This is a genomic window from Parasutterella secunda, assembly GCF_023336895.1.
Lineage (GTDB): Bacteria > Pseudomonadota > Gammaproteobacteria > Burkholderiales > Burkholderiaceae_F > Aphodousia > Aphodousia faecalis.
On sequence record NZ_JAMBLT010000005.1, the window covers coordinates 1 to 15,474 of the forward strand.

At 44.6% G+C, this 15,474-nt stretch carries 14 protein-coding genes and 2 tRNA genes; 8 read left to right on the forward strand and 8 right to left on the reverse strand.

What is annotated here, in order from left to right; all coding sequences use genetic code 11:
• Positions 1 to 485: 485 nt before the first annotated feature.
• A complete protein-coding gene (locus tag M3080_RS05705) occupies positions 486 to 863 on the forward strand; it encodes a dihydrofolate reductase family protein (protein ID WP_249092259.1) in 378 nt (125 codons plus the stop codon).
• Between the two features lie 319 nt (positions 864 to 1,182).
• Complete coding sequence (gene rbr, locus M3080_RS05710) at positions 1,183 to 1,722, forward strand: rubrerythrin (RefSeq protein ID WP_249092260.1); 540 nt, start codon at positions 1,183 to 1,185, stop codon at positions 1,720 to 1,722.
• An 81-nt stretch (positions 1,723 to 1,803) separates the two neighbouring features.
• Here the strand turns inward: rbr and M3080_RS05715 are convergent, their stop codons facing one another.
• A complete protein-coding gene (locus M3080_RS05715) occupies positions 1,804 to 2,028 on the reverse strand; it encodes a heavy-metal-associated domain-containing protein (RefSeq protein ID WP_249092261.1) in 225 nt (74 codons plus the stop codon).
• 118 nt (positions 2,029 to 2,146) lie between these two features.
• On the opposite strand from M3080_RS05715, the gene M3080_RS05720 reads away from it, so the two are divergent.
• Complete coding sequence (locus M3080_RS05720; protein WP_249092262.1) at positions 2,147 to 4,396, forward strand: heavy metal translocating P-type ATPase; 2,250 nt, start codon at positions 2,147 to 2,149, stop codon at positions 4,394 to 4,396.
• 164 nt (positions 4,397 to 4,560) lie between these two features.
• Here M3080_RS05720 and yddG read toward each other — a convergent pair whose 3' ends face one another.
• From yddG to M3080_RS05735, 3 genes are all read right to left on the reverse strand, one after another.
• A complete protein-coding gene (gene yddG / locus M3080_RS05725) occupies positions 4,561 to 5,463 on the reverse strand; it encodes an aromatic amino acid DMT transporter YddG (protein WP_249092263.1) in 903 nt (300 codons plus the stop codon).
• A 151-nt stretch (positions 5,464 to 5,614) separates the two neighbouring features.
• A tRNA-Ser gene (locus tag M3080_RS05730) sits at positions 5,615 to 5,704 on the reverse strand.
• 72 nt (positions 5,705 to 5,776) lie between these two features.
• The gene (locus M3080_RS05735) at positions 5,777 to 6,106 is read right to left on the reverse strand and encodes a thioredoxin family protein (RefSeq protein ID WP_249092264.1); all 330 of its coding nucleotides are present in this window, start codon (positions 6,104 to 6,106) and stop codon (positions 5,777 to 5,779) included.
• A 118-nt stretch (positions 6,107 to 6,224) separates the two neighbouring features.
• Here M3080_RS05735 and M3080_RS05740 point away from each other — a divergent pair.
• From M3080_RS05740 to M3080_RS05755, 4 genes are all read left to right on the forward strand, one after another.
• A tRNA-Ser gene (locus tag M3080_RS05740) sits at positions 6,225 to 6,312 on the forward strand.
• 264 nt (positions 6,313 to 6,576) lie between these two features.
• Positions 6,577 to 7,821 carry an L-lactate MFS transporter gene (locus M3080_RS05745; RefSeq protein ID WP_249092265.1) on the forward strand — a complete coding sequence of 415 codons (1,245 nt, stop codon included), beginning with the start codon at positions 6,577 to 6,579 and terminating at the stop codon, positions 7,819 to 7,821.
• Between the two features lie 59 nt (positions 7,822 to 7,880).
• A complete protein-coding gene (locus tag M3080_RS05750) occupies positions 7,881 to 9,083 on the forward strand; it encodes an alpha/beta hydrolase (RefSeq protein ID WP_249092266.1) in 1,203 nt (400 codons plus the stop codon).
• Positions 9,084 to 9,146: 63 nt separating this feature from the next.
• The gene (locus M3080_RS05755) at positions 9,147 to 10,520 is read left to right on the forward strand and encodes a DNA recombination protein RmuC (protein WP_249092267.1); all 1,374 of its coding nucleotides are present in this window, start codon (positions 9,147 to 9,149) and stop codon (positions 10,518 to 10,520) included.
• 138 nt (positions 10,521 to 10,658) lie between these two features.
• Here the strand turns inward: M3080_RS05755 and M3080_RS05760 are convergent, their stop codons facing one another.
• From M3080_RS05760 to M3080_RS05775, 4 genes are all read right to left on the reverse strand, one after another.
• Positions 10,659 to 11,939 carry an amidase family protein gene (locus M3080_RS05760; RefSeq protein WP_249092268.1) on the reverse strand — a complete coding sequence of 427 codons (1,281 nt, stop codon included), beginning with the start codon at positions 11,937 to 11,939 and terminating at the stop codon, positions 10,659 to 10,661.
• Positions 11,940 to 12,011: 72 nt separating this feature from the next.
• Positions 12,012 to 12,488 carry a PIN domain-containing protein gene (locus tag M3080_RS05765; protein ID WP_249092269.1) on the reverse strand — a complete coding sequence of 159 codons (477 nt, stop codon included), beginning with the start codon at positions 12,486 to 12,488 and terminating at the stop codon, positions 12,012 to 12,014.
• The gene (locus M3080_RS05770; protein WP_022473527.1) at positions 12,489 to 13,472 is read right to left on the reverse strand and encodes a malate dehydrogenase; all 984 of its coding nucleotides are present in this window, start codon (positions 13,470 to 13,472) and stop codon (positions 12,489 to 12,491) included.
• A gap of 102 nt (positions 13,473 to 13,574) precedes the next feature.
• The gene (locus M3080_RS05775) at positions 13,575 to 14,324 is read right to left on the reverse strand and encodes a basic amino acid ABC transporter substrate-binding protein (protein WP_249092270.1); all 750 of its coding nucleotides are present in this window, start codon (positions 14,322 to 14,324) and stop codon (positions 13,575 to 13,577) included.
• Positions 14,325 to 14,791: 467 nt separating this feature from the next.
• Here M3080_RS05775 and M3080_RS05780 point away from each other — a divergent pair, with 467 nt between their 5' ends.
• Positions 14,792 to 15,472: a hypothetical protein gene (locus tag M3080_RS05780; protein ID WP_249092271.1), complete on the forward strand. Its 681-nt coding sequence runs from the start codon at positions 14,792 to 14,794 to the stop codon at positions 15,470 to 15,472.
• The last annotated feature ends 2 nt before the right edge of the window (positions 15,473 to 15,474 follow it).

Consider the following 15,474-nt stretch of genomic DNA (forward strand, 5'->3'; position numbering starts at 1 on the left):
ACGGTCATGCTGAGAAAATCGATTTTGAAGACCAACAATTTTTGCACAATACTCTCGCCGTCGAGTCTCTGAAATATGTCATCTGACACTCCTTTACTAATCAAAAAGTGTCAACTTTTTTCAGGACAAGACAAATTGTTACTTACTCAGACTACTGTTAGAAACAGTTGAAATGCAGGAGAAAGAAATGAAAAAACCATTCATCGTATGTCATATGATGACTTCCGTTGACGGTCGAATTGACTGCCAAATGACTGAAAAAATTGAGGGGGTTAAGAATATTACGAAACTTTAAAAGCTCTTGATACTCCGACAACGCTCAGTGGCAAAGTAACAGCTCAATTGGAATTGGCTCAGGACGGAGAGTTTCAGTCAGCAGATTCAACACCTTTTGCCAAAGAAGGTTTTTCTAAGAAAATAGCAGCTGACGCTTATAGCATCGTTGTAGATACAAGGGGAACGTTCTTTGGAGTCAACCTAAAGAGTTGAATTTACCTCTTATTGTGATCACAAGTGAGAAAGCCAGAATAGCCTATCTTGACTACTTGGACTCAGAAAATATTTCTTGGATAGCAACGGGCAGAGATCGCATTAATTTGGTTCGCGCCTGTGAAATTCTGGCCGAAGAATTTGATGTTAAACGTATGGCGATCGTAGGTGGCGGTCATATTAATGCCGGCTTTTTAGACGCCGGACTTTTGGATGAAGTTAGTCTTTTAATTGGTCCCGGGATTGACGCCCGGGGATCAATGGCAGCAGTTTTTGACGGATTGCCGATGCAGAAGTTGCCGACTCAATTAAAACTCAAAAGTATAAAAGCCTTTGAAAACGGTGCCGTCCATTTAAGCTATAAAATTCTTTAAAAGCAAAATACCGGTTGCAGGCCAACCGGTATTTTGTTGATACAGTTGTACTAATCAGTTATTTGGTATGAGAGTTATTAGAGCCCCTCATATTATTTCTGTTCGAGATAAAAAATAACAGGGAATTTAACATTAAATCAATGGAAACAATATGTTAGATAAAATAGGATTTTAAATTTAAATTTTATGTGCTAGCTTTTAAAGCGTTGAGCTTCTATGGCATTCATAGAATGTTGACTTATTGTCGAGAAAAAAAATTCTAAACCCTTTACTATTGATTCAGGAACAAAAAAGTCCTCTTTTTATTAAGGAGAAAGAAATGGATTTAAAAGGCACCAAGACCGAAAAGAATTTGATGGAAGCTTTTGCCGGTGAATCCCAAGCCCGCAATAAGTACACATACTATGCAAGCCAAGCCAAGAAAGACGGTTATGTTCAAATCGCTCAGATTTTTGAAGAAACCGCTAAGAACGAACAAGAACACGCCAAGCTTTGGTTTAAGCTCTTGCATGGTGGCGCAGTCCCCACAACTGAAGTAAACCTTCAAGATGCCGCTAACGGTGAAAACTTCGAATGGACCGATATGTATGACCGTATGGCCCGTGAAGCTCGTGAGGAAGGTTTCGAAGAAATCGCTTTCTTGTTTGAAGGTGTCGCTGCCATTGAAAAAGAACACGAAGCTCGCTATCTGAAGCTTCTTGAACGTGTGAAGGGTGGCATGGTCTTCTCTTCTGAAGGCGATACGATGTGGCAATGCTCTAACTGCGGTCACATTGTGATTGGCAAGCAAGCTCCTGAAGTTTGCCCGGTCTGCGCTCACGCTAAGGCCTACTTCCAACGTAAGGCTGAAAACTACTAATCACTGGCTTTTAGCTCGATGAGAAAACCCGCTGTTGTTTTGTGCAAACAGCGGGTTTAATTTTGATACGGTAAAGCTCTATTACTTCTGCGCGCAGCAGCACGTCGGCACTGACGCATCAAAACCAATATCTTCGATGGCTTCTTTAACCTGATCAATACTTACGCCCATTTCTTCCCAAGTGACTTCGCCTTTTTCAAGACTCACTTGAACGCCTTTGGCGCCGGGCAATGCGCTGACCGCTTCTGTAACGGCTTTTACACAGTTTTGACAATGCATCCCATCAACCTTCAACTTGTTCATCATTTAACTCCTTTAGACGTGTTACCATAATGAGAGATATTCTCATTATAGGGCCTATTGCTATCTTGCACCCTATAGTAGCTATAGGGTATAGAGTGTGACCATCTGATTTGGAGAAATTATGTCTAAGATCAAATTTGAATTGGCGATAACAGGTATGCATTGTGCAGCATGCTCGTCAAGGATCGAACGGGTGGTCTCAAAAATGGCAGAAGTTGATTCTGTGAGTGTCAGTTTGCCAACTAATCGCGCGCAAGTCGTTTTAAAGGATGGTATCGATAAAACTAAAGGGGTAAAGGCCGTTATTGCCAGAATTGAAAAAATCAATTTTGGAGCCAAAGTCACAGAAGGAGAGGACTTGGTTGAAGAATGGCAAAAAGAAAATGAGCTGTCGACCCAGAGTCTGCACAATCAGTTCAAATCACTTCCCCCGATGATTGCCTTGGCATTTTTGCTTTTATATGTTTCGATGGGTCACATGATCGGTTTGCCTTTACCGGCCTTTTTGACGCCAGAAGTCGCCCCAGTCGCTTTTGCCCTTATCCAGCTCTTATTGGTTCTGCCCATTATGTATTTGGGTAAGCATTTCTACAAGGATGGTTTCGGCAACCTCGTCCAAGGAGCTCCTAATATGGATAGCCTGGTCGCGGTTGGCACCGGTGCAGCTTTTGTTTACTCATTGTTTTCTTTCATCAAGATCCTGGCAGGAGATGCGCCCTATGTGATGAACCTTTATTTCGAATCGTGCGGTGTGCTCATTGCCATGATTTCAATCGGTCAATACATGGAGGCTAAATCGAAGCGAAAAGCGGGCGACGCAATCGGTTCTTTGATGAAGCTTGTCCCTCAGACAGCCAGAAAGTACGAAAATGGAGCCTCAAGAGTTGTAAAAGTCGCTGAACTTGCGATTGGAGATCAAGTATTGGTTCAGCCTGGAGAAAGAATTCCGGTTGACGGTGTTGTCATAGAAGGAACGAGCGAGGTTGATCAATCGCTTCTCACTGGAGAATCTATCCCTGTTGCTGTAACAGTGAACTCTGAAGTCATTGCGGGCAGTCTCAATGGAACGCATCCGCTCGTTATCGAGATTTCCCATTTGGGTAACGATACAACATTAGCCCAAATTATTCGTTTGGTTAGAAGCGCCCAAAGTTCAAAAGCGCCGGTAGCCGCTTTGGCGGATCGGGTAAGTTTTTATTTTGTCCCAACTGTCATGGTTTTGTCGGTGTTGACTTTTTGTGCTTGGGCGATTTTTTCTGGTGAACCGATCTCGCTTGCGGTCAAAGCCATGATATCGGTACTGGTGATTGCCTGTCCGTGTGCCATGGGTCTGGCAACTCCGACATCCATTATGGTTGCCACTGCCAGGGGCGCTCAGTTGGGAGTGCTGATCAAAAACGCTGTCGCTTTAGAGTTAGCAGGGAAAGTTGATGTCATTGCTTTTGATAAAACTGGAACGCTCACATTAGGTCAACCGAAGGTCGTGGATACGATTACGTTTGGCGGGTACGAGAAAGGACAAATTTTGACGTTGGCGGCCAGTTTGGAAGCGAGGTCTGAGCATCCAATTGCCAAGGCCATCCTGGCAGCCAATCATTCAGATATCTTAGCGATTCAGCCTGTTGTATTGCCGGGTTTAGGCTTGACAGGAAACATCAATGGGAAAAATGTCGCTTTGGGTAATGCCGCTTTAATGCTTCAGCAATCTGTAGACATTACAGTGGCAAAGGAGGCATTGACGAGAATGAGTTCACTGGCAAGAACACCTCTGCTTTTGTCCGTTGATGGAAAACTAGCCGCTGTAATCGGTGTAGCCGATACAGTGAGACCTGAATCGAATAAAGTTCTTAAGGCTTTGAGACAGTTAGGTGTTCGGACATTGATGATTAGCGGTGACAATAAAAGGACTGCCCGCAAAATTGCCGATGAATTGGGAATCGATGAGGTGTATGGTGAGGCTCTTCCTCAAGATAAAGCGAGGATTATCCGCGAGTTACAGGATAAGGGATTAAAAGTGGCGATGGTCGGGGACGGTTTAAATGACGCTCCTGCGCTTGCTCAAGCCGACGTCGGTTTTGCGGTGGCCGATGGCGTAGATGTGAGTGCCCAGGCGGGAGATGTTATTTTGATGCGTCATGGACTGCAATCGGTGTTAACGGCTTTACGCTTATCAAAGGCTGCTTTGAGAAATATTTATCAGAACCTGGGCTGGGCCTTTGGCTACAACATTCTCGGAATCCCGGTGGCGATGGGAGTGCTTCACGCATTATGGGGAGGCCCGATGCTCTCACCGATGATCGGTGGCACGGCAATGGCACTTTCTTCAACTTCTGTTGTTTTAAATGCTTTGAGGTTGCGTTTTTTCCATTAGTCAGTGAAGCAAAGGTTCAATAAATCGGTAGAGGAAATAACAAATAACACCGATAGCCAATGCTCTGAGTAAAAGCATAATCATAGCCAGCATTCGGCCGATGCCTTCTGCAAAAGACATCGGCTCGTTTGTTTCGGATTCTTTTCTATCGTGATTATGGGGCATCAGCGTTTAGGCGATGGAGCACGGGTGGCGCGCCAGCAAATAAGTGAACCGGTTACGACCAATGCTACACCTTGCCAGAAGGCAGTTGTCAATTCGGCGCCAATCCAGACAGAAGCGAAAAGACAGGATAAAACCGGTGTGAAATATGATGCGATGGCTAACACAGTGATATTGCCGTAACTCATCCCATGAGTCCAAGAGGCGTAAGCGACTCCCATCGCCAATCCTCCCAAAATGACACTCAAAATACCGAAACCGGTGATGGCCGGACTGCCGCCAACCCCCATTGTCCAGAATAGGCCAAAGATAATAATGTCAAAAATGAAAATCACCGTACTCATGTTTTCTCCCTTAGACCAGGCACGAGTCATGGAGGAAAAGCCTGCCCAGGTTACAGCAGCCATTAGGGCGAGGAAATAGCTGATAGGATTGATTTTGATGTGTTCAATGAACCCGTCAATAGCGATATGACCGTTACCCAAAATCCAATAAATGCCGCAAAAGCTCAAAAGCGCTCCCGGAGCAATCCACCAACGGGCTTTCTGTCCGTTAAAAAGAATGGCGAACACAATGGTGAGCGTTGGCCAGAGGTAATTGACCATGCCGACTTCCATCGTTTGGGTGCCGCCGTTGGAAAAGTAAAGCGATAAGCAAAAAGAGATGCTTGATAGGTTTGCGGTTGCCAAGCCAATCGTTTTGTATTGCCAAGGAATACGGTCAAATTTTGGGAAACCGACAAGAAAGAATAGGGCTGTAGCGGCCACAATATATAACAGGCACTGCCCTTGGGCAATGCCGAAATTTTCTGCAATGGTTCTTACGAGCGATACGCTTGCTCCCCACATGAAGGGAGCGATAAGGCCGATGAGGGTAGCGCCGGTTATGGATTTAGGGCTGATCATTTTTTACCTCGGTTTTTTTCAGCTCTTTTGTGCAAATGCCGGGGGCGAGGCCATCATATACTTTGCTATGAGGGGATTCAAGCGAAAAAGAGAAAAAGTAACTGGCTGATAACAAAAATCCCAAACTATCGAAGTCTGGGATCTGTACAACTGGCGGAAGGGGAGGGATTCGAACCCTCGGTACGGATAACCGTACGCCGCCTTTCCAGGGCGGTACATTCAACCACTCTGCCACCCTTCCGTGGTGATGTGTCGTAAGCACGAAATTATACTGTGACTTCTGTAAATTTCAAGCCCCGACACTAAAAAATTTTTAAGCCTTGCAACGTTCAATAAATTTTTTCAATTCACTCGGTGTCTGCACTTCGACAATGCGGTCAACTTCGGTTGCGTTTTTGTAGAAAATCATTGTCGGAATATGGCCGACACCATATTGACCGCGAAGTTGTTCCCGTAATTCTCCATCACGGTCACCAACGTCAACATGAGTGAAATAGACATCCGTGAATTCTTCTGAGAATTTTTTATAAAAAGGTGCTGCCCGTCGGCAATCAATGCACCAGGGCGCACCGAAATTCACAATGCACAAATCGTGAGATTTGATAATTTCTTGAACTTGATCATGAGTGATTTCGTTGACCATTTTTCTCTCCATTTAGATGACAGGACAATATTAATGATTTTCATCATCTAAGGGTGCCTTGAAACTATTTCTCTTGTTTCAAAACGCAATTTTCTATACAATAGCGCTCTCACCTCTTGGAAGGGTGGCAGAGTGGTTGAATGCAGCAGTCTTGAAAACTGCCGACGCGCAAGCGTTCGTGGGTTCGAATCCCACCCCTTCCGCCATTTCACAGAACCAAACGTTTTGCGTTTGGTTTTTTTATTTATCTTTTTTAATTTTTTCTCGGTAATACTCCTTAGTATTTTTATCTAGTTGATAAAAAGTCAAATAAGTGTTGTTTTCTTTGCCTTTATTTCCTCATTGTTAATTCTGATAATCCCAAAAACTGGCTGTTAATTGAAAGTTTCTTATTAGAAGAAAATTAAATTAATCAATTAATTTAGCCAATTGTTGAAAAAATCACATTAAATACCTTAAAGGCTAAATAAATGGCAAAGATCACTGTCTCCACTAAGCGTTGGATTATTTTGGTTTTGATTTGTTGCATCAACTTGTGTGCGGGTTCAATTTACGCATGGAGTGTTCTTTCCGCAGCGGCTGCTGAAGAGCTCACTATTATCTCCGGTCATTTGATTTCTGCTGCCGATTTGGCGATAGCTTTTGGCGTAGCCAACAGTGTCGGTCCTATTCCTATGATTCTGGGCGGGGCTTTTAATGACCGTTACGGCCCTCGGTTGGTGATCATCACCGGAGGGCTTCTGATCGGTTTAGGTTTGTGTTTTTGCGGTTGGGCAACGTCTATCGCACAGATCGTTATCGGATACGGCGTGTTCTTTGGTCTCGGATTGGGATTGGCTTATGGGGCGGGAATCAGTACAGCTATCAAATATTTCCCGGATAAGCGAGGATTTGCAGGTGGGTTGGTCACGGCTGTTTATGGTTTTAGCTCCGTGATTGTTCCGCCGGTTGCGCAAGTTTTGACCCAACACTACGGCATTATGAATACGTTTGTGATTCTGGGGACGGTTTTTGCTTTGGTGATTATGTTCTGCGGTTACTTTTGTGAACGTTGCCCCGAGGATTTCAATCCGCTCAATAAACATGGTGATAAGAAAACTTGTGCCGCTGCCACCGGGTTGACGTGGCGCCAGATGTTGGCTAGTCCTATTTTCTGGCCAATGATTGCACTACTGATGTGTGGGGCTGTCAGTGCGATGATGATTTTGTCGCAGGCAGCCAGTATTGCACAAAACGAAATCGGCATGGATGCGGTGGGCGCTGCGGCAGCAGTGTCAACCATTGCATTTTTCAATATGGCCGGCCGTTTGGTAGCCGGAACTTTGTCCGATAAAGTAGGAAGAATCGGCGTCCTTATAACGGGACTTATTTTTTCTGCAATGGGCTTGTCCGTTTTAATGTACTCAGGACAGGGAGACTACGTTTTCTTTTACTGTGGTTGCATATTGATTGGCATTTCATTCGGAACTTTCATGTCTATCTATCCGGGTTTTACTGCTGATCGTTTCGGTGCCAAGCACGCCGGAGTTAATTACGGGATTATGTTTAGCGGTTTTTCCGTCGCCGGTCTCATGGGACCCATTATCATGCAGCAAATGCTTGCTAATGGCATGAACTTTGCCGCTTGTTGTCAGGTCGGCATCGCCTTTTGTGTTTTAGGTCTCGCTTTTGCTCTTGTTTATAAAAAAATGATAGAACATAAAAAAGTTCAGTAGAGCAATTCTGTAGCTTTTTCTGTACCATCAGCTTGTTGAGAGCAGACGAGGTTATTCAAATGAGTACCCATAAAAAAGTTAAAACTCGATTGTTGATGCTGACAGCCAGTGTTGTGGTTGCTTCATCTATTTCTGGTTGTGTCTCCTTTGAGCCTCGTGCGGATCGCGATGTAATGCCCCTAGGGCAACAGTCCTTTCATCAGTATGTGCAGGAAACGACTCAATGGATGAGTGCGCATAGGCGTTATGTGACCGATCAACATGAAGTCGAACTTTCCCATCAATTGCCGTTTGAAATTAGACCCGCTAAGCCCAACGATAAAGGTGTGTTGATGATTCATGGGTTTACGGACTCTCCTTACAACTTTGTCGATATTGCCCATTACCTAGCTGACAAAGGTTTTTTGGTGAGAGCTCTTGTCTTACCGGGACATGGCACGAAGCCAGAAGACATGCTTGAGGTAACTTTTGATGACTGGAACCGCCTAATTGATGAGCAAACCCGCATCATGAGCCGTGATGTCAAGGAAGTGTACCTCGCAGGCTTTTCAACCGGTGCAAATTTAGCCATTCATGAGGCTTACGAAAACCCCAATGTTGATGGCTTGGTACTGATTTCTCCGGCTTTAAGCGTCAGAACGAATTTGGTTAATTTCGTTCCTTTCGTCAGTCTCTTTATTGATTGGTTGAAGACTCCCGAAGAAGCCGCTGGCGGCGTGACTCCATTTCGTTATCGTACAGTCCCGATGCAGGCTTTAAATACTTTTAAAGCGTCTATGGACTCGGCCATGGGGCGTGTTTCAGGCTATCCCTACGATAAGCCGGTGTTGGTTTTCATGGCCCAAAACGATAGCATCGTTAATACGCAGGAACTGTTGCCGTTGATGCAAAAACAGTTCACGAACTCTCGCTCTCAGTTTGTTTGGTACGGTGATAATTTGCCCGATGGAACGATTGCGAGCGACAGGCGCTTAACGGTATTAACAGACTTTTTACCTAAATATAAGATTAGAAGTTTTTCTCATCTGGGACTGGTTTATTCTCCAAAGAACCCGTACTACGGGATTAACGGCAAGGAGCGCTTCTGCCTGCGGGGACAGGACGAAAAGTTGCTTCAATACTGTCACGAAGGTAAATATGTTTGGTATGGTTCATGGACTGAAAACCGCGATGCTCATCCTTATGCTCGCCTGACTTTTAATCCTTATTTTGACCAACAGGTTCAGATGATTGTTGAAACATTCGGAACATCTGATCGATAACTTCAAATCCTGAAGTTAAGATCGTTATACTAGGGCTCATTGTTAACAGTGAGCCTTTTTAACATGCAAGCCATTATTCAGTCAATGTCACAATCTCCCCTCGGTTTTTGGGGATGTGTTTTCGCTCTATTGAGTTTTTTGCTCTTGGTGCTTCTATGGATAGTCACTTCGGGTAAAAAGCAGGACAAAGAAATTTTAGAAGTGATTGCTAAGAGAATTGAAGAAAATAGCGAAGACGATCAGATAAGGATACTTCAATCTGTCAATGACTCGATTCAGAAATCAAACGCTCAGCTTCGTATGGAAGTCAACGACTCGCTAAGTCGGCTTACGCAAACTCAAAACCAGAATATGGTCGGCTTTACTGATCTTATTCAAAAGATTAATCAGGGTAACGCAACAGTTCAGTTGCAAGCCAGGGAGGCATTAAAAACACAGGTTAGTCAGTTGTCCTCCGGAATTAATCAGGAACTATCGGCTATTCGGGATACATTAAATCGACAGCTTCAGACTTTGCAGCAAAACAATGATTCTAAATTGGAGATGATGCGTCAAACCGTTGAAACCAAACTGCAGACGACCTTGGAAGCAAGATTATCGGAGAGTTTTAAACAAGTGGCGGCTCATCTGAAAGACGTGGAGACCGGTTTAGGAGAAATGCGTTCCATAGCCGGACAGGTAGGCGAACTCAAAAGAGTGCTTACGAATGTCAAGACTCGCGGTACCTTCGGAGAAGTCCAGTTGGGGGCAATTCTTGCCAATGTCATTCCGAATCATTATGAAGAGAACGTCGCCACGCGCCCCAACAGCAATGAGCGGGTGGAGTTTGCAATAAAGATGCCGGGTTCCAATGACGGGGAATTTGTATGGCTGCCAATTGACTCCAAATTTCCGATTGAGGACTATCAGAAAATCGAAGATGCACGTGAAATTGGTGATGCGGAGGCTGCTGAAAAGCATGCTAAAGCTTTTGAGGCAAGAATTAAGTCAGAAGCTAAAAAAATCCACGATAAATACGTTGAAGTTCCCTTTACAACGGAATTTGCTCTGATGTTTTTACCCAGTGAATCACTTTATGCAGAATGTCTGAGACGCCCGGGCATGATTGAAGATTTGCAGAATAATTATCGCGTAACAGTTGCCGGTCCTACGGTTTTGAGTGCTTTGCTCAACAGCCTTCAGATGGGATTTAGAACGTTGGCGATTCAAAAGCGAAGCGCCGAAGTCTGGACGGTTTTAGGACAAGTTAAAACCGAATTTATGAAGTTTGCCGATGCCCTCGATACGATGGAAAAGCGAGTCGATGGTGTTAAGAGCGCCATTGCAGGCGTGAGAACCAGAACGAATGTGATGGGGCGCAAATTGCGTGATGTGGAAGAGTTGCCCGGCGATAAAAAAATCGATACAGTATTGCCTTCAAACGAAAGCGAGGACTAAATGTTCAAACGCATAATGCAAATCGGAATCGCTCTGGCCGTCGTTGTGATGGTGGCTTGCGTAGCCGTTCAATTTTTAGGTGCTTTAGCAAAGCTATAGCTCACAGACGAAACGCCGCTTAATGCGGCGTTTCAATTATCAAAGTTCCTTAATTACTTTTTCAAGGCGAGCTGCAATATCAAGCGCCTTTCTGTCTTCAAGCCTTCTGCAGCCTACAGTGATGCCGATCATCGCGTGATTGTGCCGCTGTGCAAGCGGCAAGGCAACATAGGGCGCCCTGGCCACGGCCCACCAAGGGACAAAGCCGACAGCAATGATGGCTTGAGCATTCGTTTCCTTGAGGGTTTCATCAATAGCTCGTGTTGTATTACCGATACCGCGCTGCAAAGCGTTTCGATAAGTCGGATTATTCAAATCGCTCGAAAACTTAAGCGCATCCGTTAGGCGATCCATGCCATAGGGGTGGTGTTGAGCACGCATTTCATACATCTTGACGAGATCTTTGAACGTACCAGGCGTTTTGCCATTGCCGTATTTTTGCAGATAACGATCAAAATCGCCTTGAATTTCTGTCGATGAAATAATCTTGTAATACGTTTCAACGTCTTTCGTTTGAATTTCGGTGATAACAATGTTTTGTTTTTTAGCGGCTTGAACCAATTGAGTGAGAATACTTTTTTCTTCCGCATCAAAAGCTCTGTGTGCGGGCACTAAAAGGGCTACACGAATAATGCTCTTATCTTCACCGAGATCAGTTTGAAAGTCTATTTTTTCTGGGCAATCTTCAGTCGCTACATCATTGGGATCCGTGCCACAAATAGCCTCAAGGAGTTTAGCGGCTTGAGAAACGCTTTGAGCGATGGCTCCTGGTGTGTCCAAGGAGTGCGAGATAGGAATGACACCATCACGGGAAACCAAGCCGACGCTGGGTTTGATTCCGACAACTCCACACGCAATAGCCGGCATCACAATACTGCCGTGAGTTTCTGTACCAATGGCTGCGTGGCAAAAACCGGCAGCAACCGATATGCACGAACCCGAACTTGAGCCGCCCGGTGTAAGAGACGAATCAATGGGATTGATCCCTTGGCCGCCTAACTCTGAATAGCCAGGTGGCATCTTTGTACTTAGGAAACCGGCCAACTCTGACATTGAAGTTTTGCCGAACGGAAGCCCACCGTGCTCACGAAGCTTTTTAATACAAAAGGCGTCTTCGGCTTTAAGTTCCTTTAATGCGTAGCTGCCCGCTGTTGCTCGAAGGCCGGAAACATCGATATTGTCTTTGACCAAGATCGGCCACTGGGTATCCAAGGGAGGTTCGCGCCATTGGCTCACGCCGTGGATGATGTGATTGAACTGGCGGATTCGTTCGTTGATTACCGCAGGATTAGGCAACTTGTCGCGATATAAAAACTCCATGGCCAACTCCCAACGTTTAAGCTTCATAGACAGTTTGGCACGAAGAGGAGAGGCTCGCAATAGAGAAAAGACCTAGAGATTTAAATTTTCAGGCTTGATGACGATGCAGCCGAATCGTTTTGCTTTGCCTTTGGCTTTTAGCACTTTTTTGTCTTTAGAAATCAAGTACCGAGCTGAGCATAAACGAGCCAAATTGAAAAACTTATCATCATCGTGATCTTTGCAATAACCTTCAGTTGGCAAGGGCTCTTTAATAAGCCAATGCAGCTTGATCCATGCATGAAGTTTTTCTTTAATTTGACTTTCAGTTAGCTTAAATTGAGATCGGGAAATGACATCGGCAAACTCATAAAGGGTATCGTAATGACCGAGTGCAAGAAGTTGGCCTGAAGCGAGTGATTTTTGAATTGACTCCGTATTTTTATCAGCAAAGAGCAATATGTCTAGGACGACATTGGTGTCTAAAACGCAGCTCGGAACACTTAAAGGGCGCTCGATAAAACGAGCGCCCTTCAAATAATTGATCAGATCAATTTTTTGCGGTGACATTTAAGGAAGTAAATCGGCCACAGCATTAGCCTCAGCCAAAAGTTCATCACGGGTTACATCCAAGCGATGACGAACTTCTTGAGTGATCGGCATATTGCTGATGATCTGATAACGACCTTCGCCGGGACACAGGCAGGGGAAGCCAAAGACCAGACCTTCCGGAATGCCGTAGCTGCCGTCAGAGGGAACTGCCATTGTGCAACACTTGCCTTGGCTGCCCAAAATCCAGTCACGCATATGATCTAAAGCGGCGCTTGCGGCAGACGCAGCAGAGGATGCACCGCGAGCTTTGATAATTTGTCCGCCACGGGTTGCTACGTTTTTAATAAATTCTTCTTGCCATTGCGCATCGAATTGATCGGCCAAGCGGTGTCCTTTATAACGTAAGAAACGGATGTCTGGATACATCGTGTTGCTGTGGTTGCCCCAAACAAAAACTTGCTCAACACCGGAAACAGGAGCCTGAAGCTTTTCGGCAACGCGGGCCATTGCGCGGTTTTGGTCCAAACGCATCATGGCTGAGAAGCATTCGCGCTTAAGATCCGGTGCATTACGCATGGCAATATAAGCATTTGTATTACAGGGGTTGCCGACGACCAAAACGCGCACATCACGAGAGGCTCGTTCGTTTAAGGCTTGGCCCTGGCGTTTGAAAATTTCCCCATTGGCTCGAAGAAGATCGGAGCGGTCCATACCGTCTTTACGAGGCTGCGCGCCGATTAAGAAGACGCATTGAGCACCGTCGAAAAGTTCCTTTTCGTCCGTATGAGCGCTCATTTCAGCTAAAAGCGGAAAGGCACAGTCGGACAGTTCCATCATCGTGCCCTTCAGACGAGCCTGACTTTCAGGCGTATTGCGAGCGAGAAGTCTTAATTCAACGGGTTGTTGATGACCGAAGAGGTCACCGGATGCAATACGAAACAAAATGGAGTAACCGATGGAGCCGCAGGGGCCCGTCACTGCAATACGGATAGGACGCGTCATTTTTTCTTCCTGATAGGCAATACAAACGGGACTATTATAAAAAAATGAGGGCCGATCGTTAAAAATTTGATCGGCCTATCTAATTATTGAGGCTTAGATTATTTATTTCTTTTCAGGCTTTTTGCCGAACCATTTTTCGTAAATTTTGTCGTATTCACCATTTTCTTTGATGGTCTTTAACCCCGTATTGATGATTTTATGCATCTTTTCATTGCCCTTAGCCATGGCAAAACCATTTTGCTTATGGGTATAGAGGTGGGGGACCAAAACGATATCTTTTTCAGCTTTATGAGCGAGATAAAATTCCGTGACGATCTTATCGACTAAGACGGCTTCACAGCCGCCCATTTTCAATTCCATAAAGGCTTCGCCTGTTTGGTCAAAGGCAACGAGCTTTGCATCTTTGATTTCCTTTGCGAGCAAGGCGCCGGTGGAACCGATTTGAGCACATACGCGTTTACCTTCCAGGTCATTCATGTGCTTATATTTATCAACATTTTTGGCATGAACCGCCATAATCAGACCGCCGACATCATAGTAAGGGTCTGAGAAGGTGACTTGTTTTTGACGTTCAGGGGTTATTGTCATGCCGGCTGCCGCCACATCAATCATGTTGCTTTGCAAGGCGGGGATAATGCCTGCAAATTGCATATTTTGAATCTTGGCTTCATTGCCGGTTGCTTTGGCGATGGCTTTGATCAAATCAATATCAAAACCCACAATTTCGTTAGTCTGTGGGTCTTTGTATTCATAGGGTGCGTAGCCCGCATCGGTTCCCACCAAAATGGTGGCAGCGTTAACACTGGTGGCCGCTAAAGCTGTCATGGCAATGGCCGCAAGAATCTTTTTCATTTTTTTCCCTTAAATTGTTGAATCGATTTTTCGCAGTTTACGCAAAGACGGTTTAATCCTTAAACACAGACAAAAATAGAGTCTGAAAACAAAGGTCGACAAAATTAAAATCCAATGCGATATAGAAAAAGATGCGATAAATCAATAAATTATCCTTCTAAGTAAAAATTATTAGATATAAATAGAAGAAATTAGTGGTTTTAAAATTGAAATTCATGGCGAAAATTTGGGATAGATTAACCCATTTCTTGAATAGATCTATAAATCAAGTAGTTAGTAAATATCACATTATTTTTGTCGACATTATTAACAACAAAATCAACAATCTTTAAATTTGATGAATGTCAAATTAAACAAATCTATTTCATGATTTTCAAAAAGTGTTTTTGGTGAGCATCTGTTCAAATTAAAGAAAATCCAATTAGTCTTGATTAAAATTTCTGCGATAACGGTAGATAGGTATTTTTATGCGTAAAAAAATTACAGTCGGGTTAGTCATGATGGCCTTGGCGACTTCTGTTTTCGCAGCCGCCAATGAGGATGCGGAATTCGTAACCCCCGAAGAGCTCGGTTGGGAAGCCGGTGTTGTAGCACCTAGTCCTCTGGATCCGGATTATGTTGATCCGGAATTTAAAACCCTAGAGGAAGCAGAAAAGGCAAAGGCGATCGGTGAAGCGGAACTCAAGCGCATTCAAAGACTTCGCGAGGGACATACCTATCTTTGTCAGAAAAAGGTCTTTGTCAACGATTGCATAGAACGGGCTGAAAGTGTCCTTTATAAACGTACACGCATTGCCAATCAATTGATTCGCAAGGCCGATCACCAGATTCGGATTTTTAAGTCTAAAGAGCGCCGTGCGCAGGCCGCTCAACAACCTTCCATGCCGGCACAACGGGGAAGCGTTAAAAGTAACGATGAAAAAATTGCCAAGCAATCGGCTCGTCAGCAACAAGAGCAGGCCAATGTGGCAGCTTATGAGGCAAAACTTAAAGCACAGGATGAACGCGTAGCGCAGTTGCAAAAGGAAGCGGCTGAACGAAAGGCCAAGCGTCAAGCACGAAAGGCCGCTTATGAAGCTGAACGTCAAAAACGCGAACAAGCTCAGAAGCTTCAGAAAGAAAACAGTCAAAAAGAGGGCCTCTTTTAGTT

Bases quoted from the DNA above. Each gene is read 5' to 3' on its own strand.
- rbr (WP_249092260.1), top strand. From the start codon at position 1,183: ATGGATTTAAAAGGCACCAAGACCGAAAAGAATTTGATGGAAGCTTTT.
- M3080_RS05715 (WP_249092261.1), bottom strand. From the start codon at position 2,028: ATGATGAACAAGTTGAAGGTTGATGGGATGCATTGTCAAAACTGTGTA.
- M3080_RS05720 (WP_249092262.1), top strand. From the start codon at position 2,147: ATGTCTAAGATCAAATTTGAATTGGCGATAACAGGTATGCATTGTGCA.
- yddG (WP_249092263.1), bottom strand. From the start codon at position 5,463: ATGATCAGCCCTAAATCCATAACCGGCGCTACCCTCATCGGCCTTATC.
- M3080_RS05735 (WP_249092264.1), bottom strand. From the start codon at position 6,106: ATGGTCAACGAAATCACTCATGATCAAGTTCAAGAAATTATCAAATCT.
- M3080_RS05745 (WP_249092265.1), top strand. From the start codon at position 6,577: ATGGCAAAGATCACTGTCTCCACTAAGCGTTGGATTATTTTGGTTTTG.
- M3080_RS05750 (WP_249092266.1), top strand. From the start codon at position 7,881: ATGAGTACCCATAAAAAAGTTAAAACTCGATTGTTGATGCTGACAGCC.
- M3080_RS05755 (WP_249092267.1), top strand. From the start codon at position 9,147: ATGCAAGCCATTATTCAGTCAATGTCACAATCTCCCCTCGGTTTTTGG.
- M3080_RS05760 (WP_249092268.1), bottom strand. From the start codon at position 11,939: ATGGAGTTTTTATATCGCGACAAGTTGCCTAATCCTGCGGTAATCAAC.
- M3080_RS05765 (WP_249092269.1), bottom strand. From the start codon at position 12,488: ATGTCACCGCAAAAAATTGATCTGATCAATTATTTGAAGGGCGCTCGT.
- M3080_RS05770 (WP_022473527.1), bottom strand. From the start codon at position 13,472: ATGACGCGTCCTATCCGTATTGCAGTGACGGGCCCCTGCGGCTCCATC.
- M3080_RS05775 (WP_249092270.1), bottom strand. From the start codon at position 14,324: ATGAAAAAGATTCTTGCGGCCATTGCCATGACAGCTTTAGCGGCCACC.
- M3080_RS05780 (WP_249092271.1), top strand. From the start codon at position 14,792: ATGCGTAAAAAAATTACAGTCGGGTTAGTCATGATGGCCTTGGCGACT.